At 37.3% G+C, this 22,541-nt stretch carries 24 protein-coding genes; 22 read left to right on the forward strand and 2 right to left on the reverse strand.

The window, feature by feature from the left end; genetic code table 11:
- Positions 1–13: 13 nt before the first annotated feature.
- The 14 genes from spoIIIAF (at position 14) to PQ479_RS12245 (ending at position 12,247) form a co-directional block, all read left to right on the forward strand.
- Positions 14–682: a stage III sporulation protein AF gene (gene spoIIIAF / locus PQ479_RS12180; protein WP_047987648.1), complete on the forward strand. Its 669-nt coding sequence runs from the start codon at positions 14–16 to the stop codon at positions 680–682.
- Positions 666–1,361, forward strand: a complete 696-nt coding sequence (gene spoIIIAG / locus PQ479_RS12185; protein WP_273717011.1) for a stage III sporulation protein AG — start codon at positions 666–668, stop codon at positions 1,359–1,361. The genes spoIIIAF and spoIIIAG overlap by 17 nt, the downstream gene beginning before the upstream one ends.
- Positions 1,361–2,062 (forward strand): SpoIIIAH-like family protein, encoded by a 702-nt coding sequence (locus tag PQ479_RS12190; RefSeq protein WP_053070318.1) that lies wholly within the window; start codon positions 1,361–1,363, stop codon positions 2,060–2,062. Before spoIIIAG ends, PQ479_RS12190 begins: the two co-directional genes overlap by 1 nt.
- A gap of 206 nt (positions 2,063–2,268) precedes the next feature.
- A complete protein-coding gene (locus PQ479_RS12195; RefSeq protein ID WP_047987650.1) occupies positions 2,269–2,646 on the forward strand; it encodes a hypothetical protein in 378 nt (125 codons plus the stop codon).
- A 221-nt stretch (positions 2,647–2,867) separates the two neighbouring features.
- Positions 2,868–3,359 (forward strand): acetyl-CoA carboxylase biotin carboxyl carrier protein, encoded by a 492-nt coding sequence (gene accB / locus PQ479_RS12200; RefSeq protein ID WP_047987651.1) that lies wholly within the window; start codon positions 2,868–2,870, stop codon positions 3,357–3,359.
- Between the two features lie 17 nt (positions 3,360–3,376).
- Entirely contained in the window at positions 3,377–4,744 is a 1,368-nt protein-coding gene (accC, locus tag PQ479_RS12205) for an acetyl-CoA carboxylase biotin carboxylase subunit (RefSeq protein ID WP_047987652.1), read from the forward strand.
- Between the two features lie 17 nt (positions 4,745–4,761).
- Positions 4,762–5,166: an Asp23/Gls24 family envelope stress response protein gene (locus PQ479_RS12210; RefSeq protein WP_047987653.1), complete on the forward strand. Its 405-nt coding sequence runs from the start codon at positions 4,762–4,764 to the stop codon at positions 5,164–5,166.
- Positions 5,167–5,440: 274 nt separating this feature from the next.
- Positions 5,441–5,830, forward strand: coding sequence for a transcription antitermination factor NusB (gene nusB / locus PQ479_RS12215; RefSeq protein ID WP_047987654.1), 390 nt, complete (start codon positions 5,441–5,443; stop codon positions 5,828–5,830).
- 32 nt (positions 5,831–5,862) lie between these two features.
- A complete protein-coding gene (gene folD, locus PQ479_RS12220) occupies positions 5,863–6,720 on the forward strand; it encodes a bifunctional methylenetetrahydrofolate dehydrogenase/methenyltetrahydrofolate cyclohydrolase FolD (protein ID WP_047987655.1) in 858 nt (285 codons plus the stop codon).
- Positions 6,714–8,072 carry an exodeoxyribonuclease VII large subunit gene (gene xseA, locus PQ479_RS12225; RefSeq protein WP_047987656.1) on the forward strand — a complete coding sequence of 453 codons (1,359 nt, stop codon included), beginning with the start codon at positions 6,714–6,716 and terminating at the stop codon, positions 8,070–8,072. Before folD ends, xseA begins: the two co-directional genes overlap by 7 nt.
- On the forward strand, positions 8,073–8,309 hold the full coding sequence (gene xseB / locus PQ479_RS12230; protein WP_047987657.1) for an exodeoxyribonuclease VII small subunit: 237 nt from the start codon (positions 8,073–8,075) through the stop codon (positions 8,307–8,309).
- Positions 8,310–8,313: 4 nt separating this feature from the next.
- On the forward strand, positions 8,314–9,195 hold the full coding sequence (locus tag PQ479_RS12235; protein ID WP_047987658.1) for a polyprenyl synthetase family protein: 882 nt from the start codon (positions 8,314–8,316) through the stop codon (positions 9,193–9,195).
- Between the two features lie 342 nt (positions 9,196–9,537).
- Positions 9,538–11,427 carry a 1-deoxy-D-xylulose-5-phosphate synthase gene (gene dxs, locus PQ479_RS12240; RefSeq protein WP_047987659.1) on the forward strand — a complete coding sequence of 630 codons (1,890 nt, stop codon included), beginning with the start codon at positions 9,538–9,540 and terminating at the stop codon, positions 11,425–11,427.
- Between the two features lie 4 nt (positions 11,428–11,431).
- A complete protein-coding gene (locus PQ479_RS12245) occupies positions 11,432–12,247 on the forward strand; it encodes a TlyA family RNA methyltransferase (protein ID WP_047987660.1) in 816 nt (271 codons plus the stop codon).
- A 383-nt stretch (positions 12,248–12,630) separates the two neighbouring features.
- Here PQ479_RS12245 and PQ479_RS12250 read toward each other — a convergent pair whose 3' ends face one another.
- Complete coding sequence (locus PQ479_RS12250) at positions 12,631–12,885, reverse strand: hypothetical protein (RefSeq protein ID WP_273717012.1); 255 nt, start codon at positions 12,883–12,885, stop codon at positions 12,631–12,633.
- Between the two features lie 550 nt (positions 12,886–13,435).
- Here PQ479_RS12250 and ahrC point away from each other — a divergent pair.
- From ahrC to PQ479_RS12285, 7 genes are all read left to right on the forward strand, one after another.
- Positions 13,436–13,885 carry a transcriptional regulator AhrC/ArgR gene (ahrC, locus tag PQ479_RS12255; protein ID WP_047987661.1) on the forward strand — a complete coding sequence of 150 codons (450 nt, stop codon included), beginning with the start codon at positions 13,436–13,438 and terminating at the stop codon, positions 13,883–13,885.
- Positions 13,886–13,896: 11 nt separating this feature from the next.
- On the forward strand, positions 13,897–15,597 hold the full coding sequence (gene recN, locus PQ479_RS12260) for a DNA repair protein RecN (protein WP_047987662.1): 1,701 nt from the start codon (positions 13,897–13,899) through the stop codon (positions 15,595–15,597).
- Positions 15,598–15,711: 114 nt separating this feature from the next.
- On the forward strand, positions 15,712–17,016 hold the full coding sequence (gene spoIVB / locus PQ479_RS12265; RefSeq protein WP_047987663.1) for a SpoIVB peptidase: 1,305 nt from the start codon (positions 15,712–15,714) through the stop codon (positions 17,014–17,016).
- Positions 17,017–17,268: 252 nt separating this feature from the next.
- Positions 17,269–18,081, forward strand: a complete 813-nt coding sequence (gene spo0A, locus PQ479_RS12270; protein ID WP_047987664.1) for a sporulation transcription factor Spo0A — start codon at positions 17,269–17,271, stop codon at positions 18,079–18,081.
- Between the two features lie 132 nt (positions 18,082–18,213).
- Positions 18,214–19,368 carry a putative cytokinetic ring protein SteA gene (gene steA / locus PQ479_RS12275; protein ID WP_053070319.1) on the forward strand — a complete coding sequence of 385 codons (1,155 nt, stop codon included), beginning with the start codon at positions 18,214–18,216 and terminating at the stop codon, positions 19,366–19,368.
- Between the two features lie 2 nt (positions 19,369–19,370).
- Positions 19,371–20,027 (forward strand): glycosyltransferase family 2 protein, encoded by a 657-nt coding sequence (locus PQ479_RS12280; protein ID WP_047987665.1) that lies wholly within the window; start codon positions 19,371–19,373, stop codon positions 20,025–20,027.
- Between the two features lie 4 nt (positions 20,028–20,031).
- On the forward strand, positions 20,032–20,835 hold the full coding sequence (locus PQ479_RS12285; protein WP_047987666.1) for a hypothetical protein: 804 nt from the start codon (positions 20,032–20,034) through the stop codon (positions 20,833–20,835).
- Here the strand turns inward: PQ479_RS12285 and PQ479_RS12290 are convergent, their stop codons facing one another.
- Positions 20,836–21,084 (reverse strand): DUF2627 domain-containing protein, encoded by a 249-nt coding sequence (locus PQ479_RS12290; RefSeq protein ID WP_047987667.1) that lies wholly within the window; start codon positions 21,082–21,084, stop codon positions 20,836–20,838.
- Between the two features lie 356 nt (positions 21,085–21,440).
- Here PQ479_RS12290 and PQ479_RS12295 point away from each other — a divergent pair, with 356 nt between their 5' ends.
- Positions 21,441–22,538 (forward strand): Glu/Leu/Phe/Val family dehydrogenase, encoded by a 1,098-nt coding sequence (locus PQ479_RS12295; RefSeq protein WP_047987668.1) that lies wholly within the window; start codon positions 21,441–21,443, stop codon positions 22,536–22,538.
- Positions 22,539–22,541 lie beyond the last annotated feature (3 nt).

A 22,541-nucleotide genomic window follows, 5' to 3' on the forward strand; every position in this document is an offset into this window, starting at 1 on the left:
AGGAGGGGTGTGAATGTCCTTTGTTATCACATGGCTAACGAATATTATTTTACTCATTCTTCTTGCTACGATCTTAGAGTTATTACTTCCGAAAAATGCCCTACAAAAATATGTAAAGATGGTTGTTGGGTTATTACTTCTTATTGTGTTATTACAACCTGTGTTTACTATATTTACCGAAGATTTCGATAGATGGCTATACCAAATCGCGGCTAATCAGTCAAAGGAAGAAAATTCGATGGAAGAATTAATAAATTTGCAAAAAAGAGAAATAGAGTTGGGACAATCTGCATATATTTCTAAACAGATGGCGGATCTTTTACTAGAGGAAGTGAATGGGCACCTAAAAACCACATATGGTCTCGTCGTTGTTGATTTACACATAGAGTTCAATGAAGGATACCAGCCTGGTTCTCAGTCTTCTGTAGAAGATATTGCTTCTATACAGGTACAGATTCAGCCCGTTTCGGAAAGTGAGTTAAAGGAAGAGCCAGAGATAAAAGAGGTTTCTATTGATATGGTAGAGATTGATACGAGTCTTCCTCCTATAAAAAAAGAAGAGGAAGATACATCCGATCAATTATTAGAAGAAGTCAAAGAAGACCTTATTAAAAGCTGGGAAATTCCGGAACAAACTCTCTCAGTCGTTTGGAAAGGAGGGACGAGTGCCATTGAAGAATAAGTCAAAATCAGATGAGCAATGGTTTAAAAAATTGTTTGCAACATCAAATCAAGAAACGAAAAAGAAGATTCCACTGCATTATGTGCTGCTCGTTGGCTGTGTCGGTTTAATGATGATGCTTTTAGCTAATTGGGTACTTCCAGAAGAAGAGCGTAGTTTAAACGAGACACCAAGTGAACCAGTATATAGTGACCCACCAAGAGAAAACGACGAGAGCGATGAAGTAGAAGAGACATTTGGTAGGTCTAATGAAAACTTAGAAACAATGCAAGACTATGAAATGCGCTATGAAAATCAACTCAGAGACATTCTAAATGAAATAACAGGTGTAAGTAACACGACAGTTATGATTACTTTTTCGGAAACAGAGAAGAAAATATTTGAAAAAAATCGAAATCGTAAACAACAGCATACAGAGGAGGTAGACAGAGAAGGGGGAACAAGGCAGGTAGAAGATATTAGTGAAGATGAACAGGTGGTTACCATTCAAACAGGAGATTCCGAGGAACCCTTGTTAGTTAAGACAGAAAAGCCTGAGGTTAGTGGGGTACTAGTAGTGGCTAGGGGTGTAGAAAATGTACAAGTAAAAAGTTTTGTCGTGGAAGCGGTAAGTCGTGTTTTAGATGTACCTGCCCATCGCGTTTCTGTTATGCCTAAAAAAATAGAGGAGGATGAATAATGGTCTTAAAAAAACAAACAGTATGGTTATTAACAATGTTAAGTTTAATTGTTGTGTTGGCAGTGTATTATGTACTGCCTCCTGCCGAGCAAACAGATCTTGCTGCAATTGGAACTGAGGATGAGCATGAGCAAATGAATCAAACTGAAGATGGTAAGAAAGAAGAAGATAAAGCTGAAGATGGTCAAGATGAAGAGGTTGCTGATAAAGAAGAAGCTGATAAAGAAGAAGGAACAAAAGATGACGAAAAAGGAGAGACTAAAGGAGATCAAGAGGCCGATAATCAAGATTCTGTCGTGAATATCCAAGAAGTATTTGAAGAGGAGGAAGGTTCTGTGGAAAACCCAGCTACTACTGATGTGTTTGCCCAGACAAGAACCTCACTAATGGAAAGCCGTGGTAAGCAGGAAGAGGCTAATAGCAAGGTGGTCAGTGCACCTGAATCATCGCCATCTGAAGTGTCGAATGCTTTAGATAATACGAAGGAATTGCAACTTCTTGTGCAAAAAGAAGAAGAGCTTGAACGTGAGATTATGCTTAAAGGTGGATATGAGGATGTCCTTGTTTTATTAACGGAAGGTGCTGCAGAGATTAATGTAAATGTTTCGGAGTTAACGGCAGAGCAAAGTGTTCAAATTATGGATATTGCTCAAGAAAAGCTTGGTACAAAGGTTACAGTGGCTGTTAATTATGTGAATTGATAAAGTGATGAATTTGATTAAAAGTCGTTAACATTTACTTGTAGATGTTAGCGGCTTTTTATTTAAGAATATGTTATGGTTAACGAATTAGTGTGCATTGCATTTTGGGACATGGTATAATACGACAATGTAACTTGATCCCGCACGAATGGGCAGTGAGCCCCGCTGATTGAAGTTTTACTTTATGATAATAAGGAGCGATAATAATGGAATGGACGGATTTAACAGAAGGAGCTAAGGCTGTTCTTGAACAAACGAGGAATTTAAAAAATGATCATATTCAAATTGTGGAATTTGAAATTGGATTCGAGCAACATTTTGAAGGTAATGATGGTGATTCATACACGGTTTCCATTCAAGAAGAAGATTATGCTAATTTAAAAAAATATACACTAGAAAACAGCTATGATGAAAGATATCATATGGCTCGTAATAAAGATATTGTGAAGATCATTCTATTAGAAGATGGAAAGATTCCAGATAACTTATCAGAATTCCCGGTTTTCCGTCAATATAAAAAAGAAGCTTTAATCAAAGCTGAAAATGATGCAAATGAAGCTATCCAAGAAGAGACAAGAAACTAATTAAAAAATGGTCTGCAATTTTTGTAGAAACTTATCAATAAAAAATAAGCCTCCATTATCATAAATAATGGAGGTTTTTTTTATTAAAAAGCGAATAATTACTATAAAGTTGGAAAGGGTTTTATAGAAAAGAATATTTCGTCAAATCGATCTTGTGTTATACTATGATATGTACTTCTATTATGAGGTACTAATTATTGCGATTAAAGGAGCGTACATATATGCTATCCGTTAAGGAAATCAAAGAATTAATTAAAGCTGTTAATGAATCTGATTTAGAAGAATTTTTGTTTGAAGAAGATGGAACAAAAGTTCATTTCAAAAAGTCTACACAGGCATCCTATACACATATTCCTGCTGCTTCAGTACCGGTGGTAACAGCACCGATCGAAGGAAAGGCTCAACCACAAGTACAAGAGCATGCTTCAGTTGAGAAGGAGCCAGCTGCTAAAAAAGCTGAAAGCAAAGGAAATTTGCATACAATCACATCACCAATGGTTGGAACTTTTTACTCAGCGCCATCTCCGGATTCAGCTGACTATGTGAGTGAAGGTGACGATGTATCCGAGAGTTCTGTCGTTTGTATCGTAGAAGCGATGAAGTTGATGAATGAAATTGAAGCTGAGATAAAAGGTAAAATTGTAGAGGTTTTAGCTGAGAACGGGGAACTTGTAGAATACGGTCAGCCATTATTTGTTGTTGAGCCAAGATAAACAGGAGAGGGTAAGTCATGATAAAAAAATTACTAGTAGCAAATCGTGGAGAAATCGCGGTTCGAATTATCCGTGCCTGCCAAGAGTTAGACATTGAAACAGTAGCTGTATTTTCTGAGGCAGATCGTGATGCTTTACATGTTAGATTGGCGGATGAAGCTTATTGTATTGGTCCAACACCTGCAAGTCAAAGTTATTTAAACTTTACTAACATTATGAGTGTCGCAACATTAACGGAATCAGATGCCATTCATCCAGGGTATGGCTTCTTGTCGGAAAATCCTGATTTTGCGGAGATTTGTGCAGCTTGTAACATTAAATTTGTTGGACCAAGCCCACAAGCAATTAGCAAAATGGGAACAAAAGATGTAGCTAGAAAAACCATGGAGGCAGCTCGTGTCCCAATTGTTCCAGGTTCAAATGGTATTGTAGAGGATGCTGTCGCTGGCCTTGAAATTGCTGAGGGCATTGGATTCCCCGTTATTATCAAAGCCACAGCTGGTGGTGGAGGAAAAGGGATTCGTGTGGCACGGACACCGGAGGAATTAACAAAAGGAATTCATATTACCCAAAAAGAGGCGCAGGCTAATTTTGGTAACCCTGGTGTCTATATTGAGAAATATATTGAAGATTTTCGCCACGTGGAAATTCAAATTATTGCCGATGATTATGGAAATACGGTTCATCTTGGTGAGCGTGACTGCACCATTCAACGTCGTTTACAAAAGCTGGTTGAAGAAACACCGTCACCTGCTATCTCACCAGAAAAAAGAACGGAAATGGGAGCGGCGGCAGTACGAGCAGCTGAAGCGGTTGAATATTCAGGGGCAGGTACGATAGAATTTATTTACGATCATCGTACAGGTGATTTTTACTTTATGGAGATGAATACACGCATTCAAGTTGAGCACCCAGTTACCGAAATGGTTACAGGAATCGATTTAATTAAAGAACAAATTAATGTGGCTAATGGAAAGCCTTTATCTTTTTCACAAGAAGATGTAAAATTTAATGGTTGGTCAATAGAATGTCGTATAAATGCTGAAAATGCGAAAAAGAATTTTATGCCATCGCCAGGAAAGGTTACATCTTATATTGTGCCTGGTGGATTAGGTGTTCGAATCGATTCTGCGGTATACTCAGGTTATACGATTTCACCTTTTTACGATTCTATGGTTGCTAAAGTGATCACACATGGTGCGACAAGAGAAGAAGCGATTGCTAGAATGAAGCGAGCACTTTTAGAATATGAAATCGAAGGTATCGATACAACGATTCCATTTCATTTGCGCTTATTAGATCATGAGGTTTTTGTATCAGGAGATTTTAATACTAAATTCCTTGAAACTTATGCAGTTATGAATCAAGATGAAGGTAATGAGTAGATTGGAGGAAGTATAGTATGAACGAAAATCATATTTTAGAGTTAGACGAACAAAAAAATGAATTAGGTAAAGTTGAGATTTCACCTGAGGTCATAGAGGTCATTGCTGGTATTGCGGCAGCAGAAGTTGATGGTGTGGCCAATATGCGTGGCAACTTTGCATCAGGGGTAGCTGAAAGACTTGGCAAGAAAAATCACGGCAAAGGTGTACGAGTCGAATTAAATGACGACGGTATCTTAGTAGACGTGTCCGTTGTTATTATGTATGGGGTATCAGTGCCAGAAGTAGCTAAATTAATTCAGGAAAATATCCAACAAGCATTACAAACAATGACAGCGATCCATTTATCCGCGATTAATGTCCATGTTGTTGGTGTACAGTTTGAGCAACCTGAAACAGCAGCTACTATTGAAGAAAAATAAGAACTTACATGCTCAGTAGGCAGTCAAGGTAAAATACTTGGCTGTCTTTTTAATGTTGAGCTAAGAGTGTGCTAAAGCATCGTTTGATATGGCTGTTTATCATACGAGTAACCTCTTGCGTGTAATGAAGCGTTATCTGTACGTAAGTGCTCAATAGACTATAGGTGAGAATAACAGAATGAGCTCATTGCAGTTTCGGCGGATAAGCTGTAAAATTAGCGTTTAGTATGTTATGATGAAGCGTATTAATAAGCTTAAAGGAGCAAAATAGAACATGAACCGAAGAGTGGCAAGATTAAGAGCGGCACAAGCTCTCTACCAAGTAGATGTAGCACATACACAACCATTAGAAGCACTGGAAAGTGTACTCGATGATCATGAAGAAGCAAGTCCATTTTTGAAGGAATTAATTGACGGCACGATTGAGCATAAAGCAAAAATTGATCACATTATTTCTGAACACCTTGTTGGTTGGACAATCGATAGGATGGGAAATGTAGATCGAGCAATTGTAAGAATGGCTATTTATGAGATGCTTTATATTGAAGACATCCCTAAAAATGTTACGTTTAATGAAGCGATTGAATTGGCAAAAGCCTTCGGAGGAGAGGAATCAGGTAAGTTTGTCAATGGGATTTTATCCAAAGCGATGCCGAGTAATTAAAGCTAACAAGCTTATATAAAAGGAGTGTGGCCATGACAGCAAAGATACTTAACGGAAAAGAAATTGCCAAAAGTAAACGAGCGGATATTAAAGTAAAGGTGGATTCTTTAAAGAAAAAGGGAATTATTCCAGGACTTGCTGTCATTCTTGTTGGGGAGGACTCAGCTTCCCAAACGTATGTACGCTCAAAACAAAAAGCATGTCAAACTGCAGGGATTCACTCTGTATTAATTGAATTACCAGAGAGCACATCTGAACAACAGCTCTTAACGGAAATCGAGCGATTAAATCAAGATCAATCAATCGATGGGATTCTTGTCCAACTGCCTTTACCAACTCAAATTAGTGAATACGCGATCTTGGAGAAAATAACACCACATAAGGATGTCGATGGTTTTCATCCAAGTAATATCGGTAAATTGGTCATTGGTGAAAGAGGATTTATCCCTTGTACACCTTATGGAATATTAGAAATGTTGAGAGCGTCAGAAGTTCACATTGAAGGCAAACATGTTGTCGTTGTTGGTAGAAGTAATATTGTTGGTAAACCAGTAGGTCAGTTATTATTAAACGAGCATGCTACTGTGACATATTGCCACTCTAAAACGGAAAATCTAGAAATGATAACAAGTCAAGCCGATATTCTCATCGTCGCAGTGGGGCGTGCTAGGTTTATTAAGGCAACTGCTGTAAAAAAGGGTGCGGTTGTCATTGATGTAGGTATTAATCGGGTTCAAGAACAATTAGTAGGTGATGTTGATTTCCATGAAGTCAAGGAAGTAGCAAGTTACATCACACCTGTACCTGGTGGGGTCGGTCCTATGACGATTACTATGCTCTTAGAAAACACGGTGCAATCGGCAAGTAGACGGGAGTTATGGTCATGTTAAAGCAGACGATTTTAACGGTTACAGAAGTGACCAAACAAATTAAAGCAATTATTGAGTCAGACGTACGAATGCAAAATTGTTGGATACGTGGTGAAATTTCCAATTATAAGCGACATAGTCGGGGTCATATGTATTTTACAATCAAAGATGAAGGTTCAAGATTACAGGCTGTTATGTTTGCTGGGAACAATCGATACCTAGGATTTGAACCAGAAAATGGCATGAAAGTGATCGTAAACGGCGAAATAAGTGTTTATGAACCTTATGGATCGTATCAAATGTATGTACGTGAAATGCAACCTGATGGTATAGGTAATTTATATTTAGCTTATGAAAAGCTAAAGGAACAATTACAAAGGGAAGGTCTTTTTGCAGAAGAAAGGAAAAAGCCTTTACCAACTTACCCGAAACAAATTGCGATTATCACTTCCCCAACTGGAGCAGCAGTAAAAGATATGGTCTCTACCATAAAAAGGCGTTATCCAATTGCCCATATTACTTTGCTACCAGTCTTAGTTCAAGGTGAGCATGCACCTAGTTCCATTCATTATGCGATCAATCAAGCCAATATTATAAACCAATTTGATATCATTTTATTAGGACGTGGTGGCGGATCGATTGAAGAGCTATGGGCCTTTAATGACGAAGGGGTAGCCCGGGCGATAGCCGCTTCTACGATTCCAATTATTTCGGCTGTCGGACATGAAACGGATTATACGATTAGTGATTTCGTGGCTGACTTACGAGCACCTACACCAACAGGAGCTGCTGAATTAGCGGTGCCTGATATTCAAGACATTATGCGTCAGGTTAAACAGAATCAGTTAAGACTAAAACGAATTGTTTCAGAGAACATCCAAAAACAAAAGAAACAATTAGAGCGTTATCAGCGTTCCTATGCATTTCGTTATCCAGTCAAACTCGTTGAGCAAAAAGAACAAGAGCTTGATCATTTATTAGAACGAAAAAAGCGTGTTTTTGATTCAATCTTGGCTCAACGCTTACAAAAGATTCAACATTTACATAAAGATTTATTACGTCAACATCCAGCAGATAAAATTAATCAAACAAAAGAAAAGGTAGAGCTATTAGAAAAGCGCCTACTGAACAAAATGAATGAACAATACAAAATTAAACAAAGCAGCTTTTTATCTTTAATAGCACAGCTTAAGTTAATAAACCCTTTGCAGATTATGGAGAGGGGTTACAGTGTTGTTTACAGTAAAGAGAATGATATCGTTAAAAAAGTTGAGCAAGTGCACGTTGGAGACAATCTTAATCTTAAAGTAACAGATGGCCAAATTTATTGTCAGGTTATGAAGGTTGAAAAAAGTAGCAAGGAGGAGAAGTAAATGAGTGAGCAAAAAAACGAAACAGTCAGTTTTGAGGAAGCGATGGGTGAGTTAGAGCAAATTGTTGAAAAGCTAGAACAAGGAGACGTAGCTTTAGACGATGCCATTGCTATGTTCCAACAAGGAATGGAATTATCGAAACAATGTCACGATAAACTAGAAGAAGTTGAAAAGAAAATGGATCGTATTTTGCATCCTGATGGTGAAATTGAAACCGTTCATTTAGTGGAGGAATAAGAGAATGAACGAACAGCTTCAGTTGTTTTTAAATGAAACCAAATATTTAGTAGAAGAGCATTTGATAGAATCGATAAAGGCCTTACAAGCTCCAGCTTCGTTAAAGGATGCGATGATTTATTCACTTAAAGCTGGTGGAAAACGAATTCGTCCACTCTTACTTTTAGCTACTTTACAAGGGTTCAATCAACCTGTTGAAAAAGGGTTGGATGTAGCCTGTTCAATCGAAATGATCCATACCTATTCACTTATTCATGATGACTTACCGGCGATGGATGATGATGACCTTCGTAGAGGTAAACCTACCAACCATAAAGTCTTTGGTGAAGCAACGGCAATTTTAGCTGGAGACGCCTTATTAACCCATAGCTTTGAAAGAATGAGTATGGTCGATTTACCTCCAGCTCAAGTCATTCGTTTAATTCGTGAATTAAGTATAGCTAGTGGTCCAATTGGAATGATTGGCGGTCAAGTATTAGATATGGAAGGTGAAGACCGAGCATTGACTTTAGAAGAACTATCTTCTATTCATGAACATAAAACGGGTGATTTACTCTCTTATTCTATAGTTGCTGGTGCTATCATTGCCGGTGCAAAAGAAGTTGATATATTCCACCTCCGACATTTTGCTTATGATTTAGGTCTTTTATTTCAGATTAAAGATGATTTATTAGATATAGAAGGTGACGAAGCACTAATTGGTAAACCGGTAGGTAGTGATAGTGAGAATAATAAAAGCACATATCCACATCTTTTAGGTGTTGATGGAGCACGCACTAAACTGGATGAACATTATCGTTTTGCACTCTCATCGCTTGAAAAGGTCAAGATGGATACTGAATACCTTGAATTACTGACCACGTATATTATGGAACGTAACCACTAATAGCATAAGGCAGATGTGTAAAGCTTCTCGATTGAACGTTGATAACGCAGTCGAAAAGCTTTTTTTATCATTTCTGGAAGCGTTTACTTCGTCTTGGCAATTAATTGAGCAAAGGGTTTGCCCGTGTTATAATGAAATTTAAGTTTTATTCATAAAAAGAGTTAGTTGAATTTAGAGTATGGGTATAGTAAATGATTAGATAGCAGAAGCTAAAGGGTTTTACTTTTCATCTGGACAATTTCTGATACAATAATGGGAAGACTACATGATGATACGAACGTAAATGGTAAATGGAATCAATAGAATATAAAGACAAACTGACTCGAAAGTGAGTGTTTTAACATGAGGTTAGAAGATATCAAGGATCCGCGATTAATTAAGGGATACAGTAAAAAGGAATTAGAAGAGTTAGGACAGGACATTCGCCGCTTCTTAATTGAAAAGTTATCAGTTACAGGAGGGCATTTAGGTCCTAATTTAGGTGTTGTAGAATTGACGCTTGTGTTACATCAATTATTTGATAGTCCTAAAGATAAGTTTATCTGGGACGTGGGCCACCAAGCCTATGTTCACAAAATTCTAACCGGACGAGCTGATCAGTTTGATAAGTTAAGACAGTATCAGGGTCTTTGTGGTTTTCCAAAAAGAAGTGAGAGTGAACATGATGTATGGGAAACTGGCCATAGTTCTACTTCATTATCAGCTGCGATGGGAATGGCAACGGCAAGAGATATTAAAGGTGAGGATAATAGCGTTGTTGCTATTATTGGCGATGGAGCATTAACAGGTGGAATGGCTTTAGAAGCTCTTAATCATATCGGTCATGAGCAAAAAGATCTCATTGTCGTTTTAAATGATAATGAAATGTCGATTGCTCCTAACGTTGGTGCCTTGCATAATGTTTTAGGGAAACTACGTACGGCAGGTAAATATCATAAGGCAAAAGAAGAGTTGGAAATGTTAATTAAGAAAATTCCAGCTTTTGGTGGGAAATTAGCAGCTACAGCAGAACGTGTCAAGGATAGTCTGAAGTATCTATTAGTTTCAGGAATTTTCTTTGAAGAAATGGGTTTCACATACTTAGGACCGGTTGATGGACATGACTTAGATGATTTAACCGAGAATATGAAATATGCAAAGAAAACAAAAGGACCTGTATTAATTCACGTTATAACTAAAAAAGGAAAAGGTTATGAGCCAGCCGAAAATGATGCATTAGGAACTTGGCATGGACTCGGACCATATAAAATGGAGTCTGGAGAAGTGGTGAAAAAACCTGGACCCCCTAGTTATAGTGGAGTTTTTGCCGAAACATTAAAAAAGATCGCTCAAGAAGATGAGCGTGTCGTAGCTATTACTGCAGCTATGCCAGGTGGAACAAAGCTAGACTTATTTGCAAAGGAATTCCCTGATCGAATGTTTGATGTTGGAATTGCTGAGCAGCATGCAACGACAATGGCTGGAGGTTTGGCCACACAAGGGTTAAAGCCTGTATTTGCTGTTTACTCGACGTTTTTACAAAGAGGTTATGATCAAATAGTCCATGATATTTGTCGACAAAATTTAAACGTACTATTTGCTATTGACCGAGCTGGCTTAGTTGGAGCAGATGGTGAAACACATCAAGGTGTATTTGATATTGCTTATTTACGTCACTTGCCAAATATGACGATATTAATGCCTAAGGATGAAAATGAATTACAACATATGATTTATACGGCGATTCAATACGATGATGGCCCTATTGCTGTACGTTATCCGCGTGGTAATGGTTATGGTATTAAAATGGATTCACAATTGAAGCAGGTAGAGATTGGAAAGTGGGAAGTGTTGCAAGAAGGTAAGGATGCCTGTATTTTATCTTTTGGTACGATGCTTCCTGTTGCAGAAGAAGCGATTAAATATTTAGAGAAACAAGGCGTTCAAGTAACGTTAATTAATGCGAATTCAGCTAAACCATTAGATGAAAAGTTACTTGAGCAATTAGCTGAAAGAAATATTCCTATGTTAACTTTAGAAGAAGCAGCATTGCAAGGTGGTTTTGGAAGTGCGGTGCTTGAATTTTTTAATGGGTCAGGTTATCAAGACCTGACGATTAAACGTATGGGAATTCCAGATTACTTTATTGAGCATGGAAGTGTTTCTCAACTTTTAGAAGAGATTGGATTAACCTCCAATCAAGTTGCTGAGAATATTTTAACAATGGTACCTAGACAGAGGCAAAGGGCGTAGTTTAATGGCAAAGAAAGAACGAGTGGATGTATTGCTTGTTGAACAAGGATTGTTTGAAACAAGAGAAAAGGCGAAACGAGCAATTATGGCAGGCTTAGTCTATGTAGATACGGAAAGAATAGATAAGCCGGGCATGAAAATAGAGGCTGCACTAGAGTTACAGGTTAAAGGTAAGGTATTACCTTATGTGAGCCGTGGTGGATTAAAGTTAGAAAAGGCCATTCAGTTATACGATCTTGACCTTACCAATAAAACGGTTCTTGATATTGGTGCTTCTACAGGAGGTTTTACGGATTGTTCGCTACAAAATGGAGCTCAAACGGTGTATGCTTTGGATGTTGGTTATAACCAATTAGCATGGAAGCTAAGACAGGATGAGCGTGTGGTTGTCATGGAAAGAACCAACTTCCGATATGTAACACCAACTGACTTACAAAAAGGGCTACCGGATTTTGCGACGATTGACGTCTCGTTTATCTCTTTAAAACTTATCTTTCCTGTATTAAAGGTACTTCTGCAACAAGATGGTGAAGTTATCGCTTTGGTTAAGCCACAATTTGAGGCGGGTAAAGAACAAGTTGGTAAAAAAGGAATTGTCAGAGATCCTAAAGTTCATGAGCACGTACTTAATAAAATGTGCGAATTTGTACAGTCGGAAGGCTTTGAGATAAAAGGAATTAGCTTTTCACCAATAACAGGCGGGGAAGGTAATATTGAATTTTTACTTTACCTTTGTTCCCGTGATGATATAGAAAAACAACCTATGACTGAACAAATTGGTCAAATTGTCCAAGATGCTCACGAAACATTTAAAAAATAACTACTTCAACCTATTCAATTTAATACTTAAACAGCCACCAACAACGATGAAAGTTATACATTGCTGGTGGCTGTTTATTTAACTATTGAGTTTGTATGAAAGTGTACTCAGGGGTGATAGTCCGTGCCTTGAAGTTAGCTGGTCATCTATCTGGCGATTATGACCTTAACAGGGTACTGCTCCCTTTTTGTGCGTGTGGATTCCTAGAGGTGATGGAGTTGTAAACGGGCCAATTGTTTAAATAGTCGCCACTACTTTGATTTTTGTTGGTTGCGAAGTGAATGGAGTATTGTTACTTTTACAATTTTCAAAAAATAAAAATGAAAAAATGAATATTAAGTTAACGAAAAGCCGAAACGACTCTTTAACTGCTGGCTTTTTATTCAATAATGGTTTTGAATATGCTCACATTTAGCCGTAACGCCGCAATTCAGTAAACGCTGAATCACGGGGTTGCGAGCTGAAAAAGGTGTAGGAAGCCCGAGCAAAAGCTGAATCACGGGGTTGCGAGCTGAAAAAGGTGTAGGAAGCCCGAGCAAAAGCTGAATCGCGGGGTTGCGAGTTGAAAAAGGTGTAGGAAGCCCGAGCAAAAGCTGAATCACGGGGATGCGAGTTGAAAAAGATGCGGAGCAAATCAAAATACGCCGCAATGAAGCCGAAAAAAGAACCTTCAATTCGGCGTAAATGAAAAAGAGTGCTCATTTGACATCGAAAAACAGCCTGTATTTACCGCCATTATACAACTGGTAATTAATCCAAGACGATCTAGATTTTGAATTCAAAAATATTTATTTAATTTCCTTTTTAACTGGTGGCTTTTCATTCATAAACGGTTTTGAGGATGCTCATATTATGCCGTAACCCCGCCATTTTTTGAAGTTGCCCGAAAGGGCTTGCCCAAAAAGATTCAGTGCACCGCACAAACAACCACCACCAACAAAAAGAGAGAGTAGTAATTCATCAGGATTAGTATCTAAAATCCAAGTGTTTTTGGACAAGTAGCCAAGCTCGCTTGGCTACTTCACACCACCCATTCATTAAACTTTCATATAAAATACTCTTGAAAACCAGTGGTCATCTTTTTTTCATTTTGATCGTTTTATACATAAATATACATAAAAGGTTGTCAATTGATCGGGAATTGTGGATAATGAAAACAACAATAAAACCCAGAATAGGTGATTCATTTTGAATAAAGGACAACGCCATATCAAAATTAGAGATCTCATTACCAATAATGAAATCGAAACACAGGATGAACTAGTTGAACGACTCAAATCAGAAGGCTACAACGTTACACAAGCAACCGTTTCAAGAGATATCAAGGAATTACATTTAGTAAAAGTACCAATGATCGACGGAAGGTATAAATATAGCTTACCTGCAGACCAACGCTTTAATCCACTGCAAAAATTAAAAAGAGCCTTAATGGATAGTTTCGTAAATGTCGATCTCACAGAAAATCTGATCGTCATGAAAACTCTGCCAGGTAACGCCAACTCAATTGCCATTTTAATTGACAACCTTGATTGGCCAGAGGTTATGGGAACGATATGTGGAGACGATACGATTTTAATTATTTGTAAAGATAAACAAGAAACGCCAACGATCACACAAAAATTCTTGGACATGCTTTAAGGTGGGATTAGATGCTTGAAGAATTGACGATCAAAAATTTTGCTATTATTGATCAAATATCGATTTCATTTGAGAAAGGTTTAACAGTACTTACTGGTGAAACTGGTGCAGGGAAATCGATCATTATTGATGCCATTGGTCTCTTATTAGGTGGTAGAGGATCCGTTGAATATGTTCGTTACGGGGAATCTAGGGCTGAAATTGAAGGTCTATTTATTGTTACTAAAAATCATCCAGTGATTGCAAAAGCTCAGGAACTAGGGATCGAAGTAGAAGAAGAAATGATGATTCTTAGACGTGATCTCACCAATCAAGGGAAAAGTATTTGTCGGGTTAACGGGAAATTAGTTACATTAGGAATATTACGTGAAATTGGGCAGACTCTTGTTGATATTTACGGTCAACATGAGCATCAAACATTAATGCAGCCTGAATTTCATCTTCATATGGTTGATAGTTATGCTAAAACGGATAAAGAGGAATATCAGAGAATTTTCCGAGAAGCAAAAGGCCTACAAAAGCGACTGCAGCAATTTACACAAAATGAGCAAGAAATCGCACAAAAAATTGATTTATATCAGTATCAATTAAATGAAATTGAAGGGGCTCAACTCCAACCAAATGAAGATGTTACACTTTCAGAAGAACGTTATAAATTAGCTAACAGTGAGAAACTATATAGTCATTTGCAGGATGGTTACCAAAACTTATATGGGGAAGGAAAAGGTTTAGATTTTATTTCTAATGCCCTCTCAAATTTAGAAACCGCGGCTACCATAGATAAAGATTTAGGGTCCTTGTTGGAACAAATGTCGAGTAGTTTCTACTTGTTAGAAGAAGCAACTTTTCACTTCCGCGATCAATTAGAGGCGATTGATTTCGATCCGGAACGTTTAACGATGATTGAATCACGCTTAAATGAACTTCAGCAGCTAAAAAGAAAATATGGCCAATCCGTTGAAGAGATTTTAGAATACGCAGCAAAAATTGAAGAAGAACTTCATTCTATGGTTCATAAAGATGAGCAAATTGATAAGTTGCAAAATAAATTAGAGAGCTTGTGGCTTGATGTAAAGGTGGAAGCACACGCCATTACAGAGCAAAGAGAGAGAGCAGCAAAAGAACTCATTGATGCCATACATCAGCAGTTAAAAGAACTTTATATGGAAAAAACGAAATTTGAAATCAGAATTTCTGAAAAACAAGGTCAGGTTGAACATGAACGTTTTAACTTGGAAGGCAAAGATGATGTAGAATTTTTTATTTCAACCAATCAAGGTGAACCATTAAAACCATTAACAAAAGTTGCCTCGGGTGGAGAAATTTCAAGAATTATGCTTGCCATCAAAACCATTTTTTCTTCAAATCAAGGATTAACGTCCGTAATATTTGATGAGGTGGATACCGGTGTTAGTGGCCGAGTTGCCCAAGCGATCGCTGAGAAGATTCATACTGTCTCGGTTGGATCGCAAGTATTATGTATTACACATTTACCTCAAGTGGCAGCGATGGCAGATACACATTTATATATATCCAAGCATGAATGGAATGAGCGCGTCCATACAAAAGTCAAAGCACTGAATAAAAATGAAAAAACGAATGAAATTGCCAGAATGATTTCGGGCGTTGAAGTGACCGATTTAACAAGAAAACACGCGGAAGAATTACTTGAACTTGCTAATAAACATAAATGGGTTGATATGAAAAGCTAACCAAATTAGGTTAGCTTTTTTCTCATGTTCCAGTTATAAATGTTCTCTCAGAAGGCAACATTAGTAATACAGCCATCATGGAGGTGTGGGCTAGGAGCTAGGAGAGTGAAGTGTGTGAGAGGCGAATTTTTTAGAAAAGCAATAGGGGTTTTAGTAATAATCGGCCTTCTTAGCTTAGGAACATCAACTTATTTTAAAGATTGGCTTGCCATTCCGCTAGGTGTGACGGTATTTGAAGGCATCGAGACGAATGTAAGCGAAACAACAAAATTAAACATGGAACGTTTTTTAGAAAAAAGTAATGAACTAACCTACAAAAGTACGTCTGAGCAAGACCACGAAAGTTTGGCAATAACCGCTCAGGAGGTTGGTGAACAGGCAATGACAATGGTCGTAGGTGGAGTTCCTATAAAAGAAGTTAAGGTTAATGTGCTTCCTAAAGTAGAAGTTATTCCTGGCGGGCAATCAATAGGGGTGAAGCTTAATACGGAAGGTGTGCTTGTCGTTGGTCACCATCTTATCTCCACATCAATTGGAGAGGAATCTCCAGGGGAAGACGCAGGAATCAAAGTTGGCGATATGATTGTTAAAATTAACGATGAGCCTATCCAACACATTACGGAAGTAGCTAATATTGTCCAAAAAGCAGGAGAAGGCAATAAGCCTTTGGAAATCAAAATTAAAAGAAATAATCAACTATATGATAAAACATTAACGCCAATTAAAGCCCAAAATGAACATTCCTATCGATTAGGGTTATATATAAGGGATTCAGCGGCAGGCATTGGCACTCTCACTTTCCACGACCCTGTTACTAAAAAGTATGGGGCATTAGGACATGTTATTTCAGATGTCGATACAAAGAAACCAATTATTGTTCACGATGGTCAAATTATTCGCTCTTCAGTTAATTCCATTGAAAAGGGTAGTAACGGTGACCCTGGCGAAAAGTTAGCAAGCTTTAAGAATGTACGTGACATTTTAGGTTCGATTGAAAAGAATAGTCCTTATGGCATTTTTGGGACATTAAAAAACAGTGATTTAAGAAATAACCATTATGACGAGGCTATGCCAATTGCTATGCCTTTTGAAGTCAAAGATGGTCCAGCAAAGATATTAACAGTTGTTAATGGGGAAGAGATTGAGGAATTTGATATTGAAGTTGTAAGTTCTATCCCACAAAAAGAAGCAGCGACCAAAGGAATGGTCATTCGAGTTACTGATCCTAAGCTCTTAAATGCGACTGGAGGCATTGTACAGGGTATGAGTGGTAGTCCGATCATTCAAAATGGAAAAATTATTGGGGCGGTAACTCACGTATTTGTCAATGATCCAAAAAGCGGTTACGGCTGTCATATAAGCTGGATGTTAGAAGAAGCGGGTGTCATGGAAAAACTAACTGGAGCCAAAGCGAGTTAATTCGCTTGGCTTTTTTTCTATCCCACTATAAAGTAATCTATGTTAAAGTTAAGTTAATAAAGATAATTCGACAAAAATGAATGCTGTAATAAAAAAGTTATCGAATAGTATCGAAAACAGGAGAAAATAAGAGTAAATCAAAGAATTCATATAAAAATTGATAAATTTTAAATAATTTAAAGGAAATGAAGCGAGCTTGTCGAAAACGTTAAAGACAAAATTAACATGGATAAAACGAGGAGGAAATATTTCGTGGAAAAGATTAAAGTGGGGATTTCAGATGATAACCGAGAGCTTGTTCATTTATTGAATGAATATATTTCAGCACAGGATGATATGGAAGTAATTGGAGTTGCTTATAACGGTCAGGATTGTTTGAATTTAATTGAAAACAAACAGCCGGACGTTTTAATTCTAGATATTATTATGCCACATCTAGATGGTCTTGCTGTGTTAGAACGTTTATCGCAAATGAACTTATCTCATAAGCCAAATATTATCATGCTTACCGCTTTTGGACAGGAGGATGTAACTAAAAAGGCCGTTGATTTAGGTGCGTCCTATTATGTATTAAAGCCATTTGATATCGAGATTTTAGTCTCTAATATTCGTGAAATTGGAGGCGGCAAGAAAAGTTTTATCCAAAAGTCAAACTCAGCTTCGTCTCTCCTAATTAAAAATCAAACAGTATCAAAGTCAGAAAATAAAAGACATAACTTAGATGCGAGCATTACAAGTATTATTCATGAAATTGGCGTCCCAGCTCACATTAAGGGTTATATGTATTTACGTGAAGCGATTACGATGGTTTATAATGATATTGAGCTATTAGGCTCTATTACAAAAGTGTTATACCCAGATATAGCAAAGAAATTTAACACAACAGCTAGCCGAGTGGAACGAGCTATTCGTCATGCAATTGAAGTAGCATGGAGTCGTGGTAATATTGATTCTATCTCTAGTCTTTTTGGCTACACGGTCAGTCATACTAAAGCCAAACCAACGAATTCGGAATTTATTGCCATGGTTGCTGATAAGTTAAGAATTGAACATAAGGTAAGTTGAAAGCCTTCTAAATAATGAATTTCAAGGTTGTACGAGAGAAAAAATTCTCAGCGTACAGCCTTTTTTTATTTTTCGGTTAGCTTTAACTACTTTGGCTCATACTAAGACCAATATAATGAGGAGTGTCTTTTTATGAATCAAGGTATAGAAGGAATTGCTATATATCATCGTAAAACAAAAAAAGTAATCGAAAATATTCAGCACCCGTCTTCTTATGTACTTGTTGACCATCAAGATCTTGATCCTGTTGCTGTGGAGGGATTAATTGAAAAGAAAGTGAGAGCAGTCATTAATTTAAGCGCTTCTTTTAGTGGTGTTTATTTGCATAATCAAGTGCAGCGTCTTCAGGAACATGGTATTGAGGTTTTTGACTTGAGTAATCGCACTGAATATTTGGATCAACAAGTTAATCGACCCATTACGATTAAAGTGACGAATCATCAATTATTTGTTAAGAGAATGGACGAGTGGGAATATGGTGGTGATTTACAGCCTTACACGAACGAGCTTATAACCATTAGGCAAAAAAAAGCGGATCAAAATTACCCACAAATTTTCTCTGCCTTTGTTGAAAATAGTTTGAGGTTTGCATCAAATGAAATTCCATTCTTATTAGAAAATAAAAACTATCCAGATTATTTTAAAGAAATGCGTCATAAAGATGTGTTTATTGTCGCCCGTAATAAAACGTACCTGGAGGATTTGCAGACGATTAAATCAAAAATGAGAACGGCAAGTTATTATATTATTGCTGTAGACGGTGCGGCAGATGGATTGTTAAAAGTCGGTATTCAACCTCATATGATTATAGGAGACATGGATTCTGTTTCTGATCACTCACTAACTTGTGGGGCAAAGTTAATTTGTCATCAATTTTTAGACGGTCGCTCTCCAGGGGCTGAACGATTAAAGAACATACCGAATCTCGTTTGGGATGAGCTAGCTTTTATTGGAACAAGTGAAGATTTGGCCATTTATTCGGCACACCAATCCGGCGCTAATCATTTATATCTAGTTGGATGTAGACTCGGCATGCGAGAATTTTTAGAAAAGGGCAGGAAAGGTATGGGTTCTAGTATTATCTGTCGTATCCAAGCAGGAGATAAAATTACAGACTTAAAAGGTATTCATCGACTTTACCCAAGAAAAAATCGCTTTTCTGAGCAGATTCATATACGTTTGGATATATTTTTAACGCAATTAGAAAAAGTGCTTGTCACGATTCGTCTAAAAATATGGTCTGAGCAAAGCTGGTTTTCGTTCAAGCGTAAAAAGGAGAGTTTATAGTCATGGAAATGAGTGTGATCATTCCAGCGTATAATGAGCAATCTAGAATTGAACAGACATTACAAACGATCAAAAAGCTGCCTTATCCTATTGAACTAATCGTTGTTAATGATGGGAGTACAGATTTGACTGGGGAAATTGCAGAAAAATATGCGGATATTTTGATCTCATTTACTAAAAACCAAGGAAAAGGTGTTGCATTACGTGCTGGCTGTGCAAAAGCTAATTGTGAATGGATTCTTTGTTTAGATGCGGATTTAACTACAAGTGCTAACGAAGCAGTGGAACTAATCAAACCAGCTCTGTTAAGGAAAGCGGATTTAATCATTTCAAAAGTATCGCCTGGTAGAAAAGCTGGGTTTGGTATGGTCAAAAGACAAGCACAAGAAATAATTCAATCGAAAACGGGGGTCTGGATGGAATCGCCGTTGTCAGGTCAGCGGGTTTTTCATCGTGATTGGCTTCCACTCATTCAATCACTCAAAGCAGAACGGTTTGGGATAGAGACAGAGATGAATTTACGGTTCATAGAAGCCGGTGCTTCCATTCTTGAAGTTGAAACGGAAATGAGTCATCGGGAAATGGGGAAATCACTCAAAGGACTTTGGCATCGTTATAAACAATGGCTTGATATTGTGAAGTTTCGAAAAGAGGTATAATCCAATGATGTACTTTTATATCTTTATCCTGCCAGTCATCGCACTATTAAGTATGTATGGCTTTATGTCAGTTAATTGGACAGTGAACAATTATGAAGGCCATCAGGTTCCTTATAGCTTAGGTATCTTTATTCTTATCGCTTATGCGTTGATGGTGGATTATTTTTATATTGATTACTTAGCATTAAGTCACTATGCGTTAATTTATTTGGTGCTCATTTGGTTTATTGGTTTTATAGATGATAAGTTTGGACAAACAACTCCAAAAGGAATTAAAGGACACCTTTCTTATTTGATTAAGAAGAGGAGACCGACAACAGGTATTTTCAAAATTATTGGTACTTTGGTAGGGTCACTGTTTATACTTCTTTTATTTGAACCAGAGTCTGTATATGTAGTACTCCGATATTTGGGTCTCTTATTACTATTTCCCCATATGATGAATGCATTAGATACAAGACCTTTGAGGGTATGGAAAAGCAGCCTTTTTTTCTTTATCATTTTACTTTTCTCTGGGTTTGTACCATCATTTCTCGTTGTTATTTACATCGTAACGATTTTCTATTTACTATTAGTAATGGAAGGTCACCGGATTGCGATGCTTGGGGATAACGGTGCAACAGTCATTGGCAGTATATTAGCGTTGTGGACGATCACAATTGTACCAGAACTAGGACAATGGCTGATTCTAGCCTTTTTAGTCATGATGAGTGGAATGGTGGAACGGATTTCGCTCACAGCCGTAATAGCTAGAAAGCCCTTCCTCAATTGGTTCGATCAATTAGGTGTAACAACGAAAAAAACCTGATCACGATTCAGGTTTTTTTTTGGTGAATTTAGGGGAGATTTTTCCGTTTTTCTTATCACGGTAAAAAATAAATCCGCCGATAAAGGCAACTCCCGCGATAAATAAAACAAGTCCCAAAATAAATTCAAAAGCTAATGGTATAAAAGAAATATTACTTATTTGAAAAAAAGAATCTCTCATTAATTTGATTCCATACCCAGCTATAAAGACAGGTATAAGCATAATGACTAATGCGATAAAACGCCCCATTTTAAAAGCCTCTTTCATTGGTTTTGTTTGATAACATCCTTTATTCTAACAAAAAATAATCAAATTTGACACTATTAATGGTTGCAACTTTTTGATATTTGAGTAATAGTAGAAGAAGGAAAACTAAGAGCTACAATTAGGAGTTAGTCTTAATTTTAAGTTGATTGATGATTAATATTGAAATATAGTCAAATAAAACAAATATCTTTTATTATTTACTCTGTTACAGGACGTACGTGCTTCCTTCTTATGAATCAATTATGATAGTAGTAAAGCATTCTCATTATTCAATATTAATCAATCATGTCTCAATGCTTTTAAATTCATAACAGCTCATTAGCTCAAGGAGGTTCACCATGCAGTTATTCAAAGAATTAGAACGATATGATTACGAACAAGTTGTGATATGCCATGATAAAAGTTCAGGTTTAAAAGCCATTATTGCCATTCATGATACGACCTTAGGGCCTGCTTTAGGTGGAACTAGAATGTGGATGTATGAAAATGAAGAGGCTGCCTTTCAAGATGCATTACGTTTAGCAAGAGGAATGACTTATAAAAATGCTGCAGCAGGATTGAATTTAGGCGGGGGTAAGACCGTTATTATAGGTGACCCAAGAAAAGATAAAAACGAAGAAATGTTCCGAGCATTCGGGCGTTATATTCAAGGCTTAAATGGTCGATATATAACAGCAGAGGATGTAGGAACAACCGTTGAGGATATGGATTTAATTTATCAAGAAACCAATTATGTTACAGGTATTTCGCAAGCTTATGGATCATCAGGAAATCCATCACCTGTGACAGCGTATGGTGTTTTTGTGGGAATGAAGGCGAGTGCTAAGGCGGCATTTGGCTCAGATGATTTGACAGGAAAGAAAGTAGCTGTACAAGGGGTTGGGAATGTTTCTTATCACTTATGCCGTTATTTACATGATGCAGGTGCCGAGTTAATTGTAACCGATATTAATGCCGATGCTGTAAAAAGAGCAGTGACTGATTTTGGTGCTGTGGCTGTCGATGTTCATGATATTTATCAAGTTGATTGTGATATTTTTGCACCTTGTGCATTAGGTGCGATTATTAATGACGAGACGATCAAACAATTAAAAGCCAAGGTCATTGCAGGGTCTGCCAATAATCAGCTTAAAGATGAAATTCATGGGGCAATTTTACATGAGCGTGGTATTGTATACGCACCTGATTATGTTATTAATGCTGGTGGTGTCATTAATGTCGCCGATGAACTTTTAGGGTATAATCGAGAGCGTGCCTTAAAAAAGGTAGAAACGATTTATCAAAGCTTAGAAACCGTGTTTGACATCTCGAATCGTGAAAATATCCCGACTTTTAAAGCAGCAAACCGTATGGCTGAACAAAGAATTGAACGCATGAAACAATCAAGACGTCAATTTTTACAAGATGGGCACCATACTTTGTCAAGGAGATGCTAAAGT

The sequence above is a fragment of the Alkalihalobacillus pseudalcaliphilus genome, assembly GCF_028610675.1.
GTDB lineage: Bacteria > Bacillota > Bacilli > Bacillales > Bacillaceae_D > Alkalihalobacillus > Alkalihalobacillus pseudalcaliphilus.

Bases quoted from the DNA above. Each gene is read 5' to 3' on its own strand.
- PQ479_RS12245 (WP_047987660.1), top strand. From the start codon at position 11,432: ATGGCAAAGAAAGAACGAGTGGATGTATTGCTTGTTGAACAAGGATTG.
- PQ479_RS12280 (WP_047987665.1), top strand. From the start codon at position 19,371: ATGGAAATGAGTGTGATCATTCCAGCGTATAATGAGCAATCTAGAATT.
- PQ479_RS12235 (WP_047987658.1), top strand. From the start codon at position 8,314: ATGAACGAACAGCTTCAGTTGTTTTTAAATGAAACCAAATATTTAGTA.
- PQ479_RS12210 (WP_047987653.1), top strand. From the start codon at position 4,762: ATGAACGAAAATCATATTTTAGAGTTAGACGAACAAAAAAATGAATTA.
- PQ479_RS12195 (WP_047987650.1), top strand. From the start codon at position 2,269: ATGGAATGGACGGATTTAACAGAAGGAGCTAAGGCTGTTCTTGAACAA.
- PQ479_RS12295 (WP_047987668.1), top strand. From the start codon at position 21,441: ATGCAGTTATTCAAAGAATTAGAACGATATGATTACGAACAAGTTGTG.
- PQ479_RS12285 (WP_047987666.1), top strand. From the start codon at position 20,032: ATGATGTACTTTTATATCTTTATCCTGCCAGTCATCGCACTATTAAGT.
- accB (WP_047987651.1), top strand. From the start codon at position 2,868: ATGCTATCCGTTAAGGAAATCAAAGAATTAATTAAAGCTGTTAATGAA.
- folD (WP_047987655.1), top strand. From the start codon at position 5,863: ATGACAGCAAAGATACTTAACGGAAAAGAAATTGCCAAAAGTAAACGA.
- PQ479_RS12190 (WP_053070318.1), top strand. From the start codon at position 1,361: ATGGTCTTAAAAAAACAAACAGTATGGTTATTAACAATGTTAAGTTTA.
- nusB (WP_047987654.1), top strand. From the start codon at position 5,441: ATGAACCGAAGAGTGGCAAGATTAAGAGCGGCACAAGCTCTCTACCAA.
- recN (WP_047987662.1), top strand. From the start codon at position 13,897: ATGCTTGAAGAATTGACGATCAAAAATTTTGCTATTATTGATCAAATA.
- xseA (WP_047987656.1), top strand. From the start codon at position 6,714: ATGTTAAAGCAGACGATTTTAACGGTTACAGAAGTGACCAAACAAATT.
- accC (WP_047987652.1), top strand. From the start codon at position 3,377: ATGATAAAAAAATTACTAGTAGCAAATCGTGGAGAAATCGCGGTTCGA.
- steA (WP_053070319.1), top strand. From the start codon at position 18,214: ATGAATCAAGGTATAGAAGGAATTGCTATATATCATCGTAAAACAAAA.
- dxs (WP_047987659.1), top strand. From the start codon at position 9,538: ATGAGGTTAGAAGATATCAAGGATCCGCGATTAATTAAGGGATACAGT.
- xseB (WP_047987657.1), top strand. From the start codon at position 8,073: ATGAGTGAGCAAAAAAACGAAACAGTCAGTTTTGAGGAAGCGATGGGT.
- PQ479_RS12290 (WP_047987667.1), bottom strand. From the start codon at position 21,084: ATGGGGCGTTTTATCGCATTAGTCATTATGCTTATACCTGTCTTTATA.
- spoIIIAF (WP_047987648.1), top strand. From the start codon at position 14: ATGTCCTTTGTTATCACATGGCTAACGAATATTATTTTACTCATTCTT.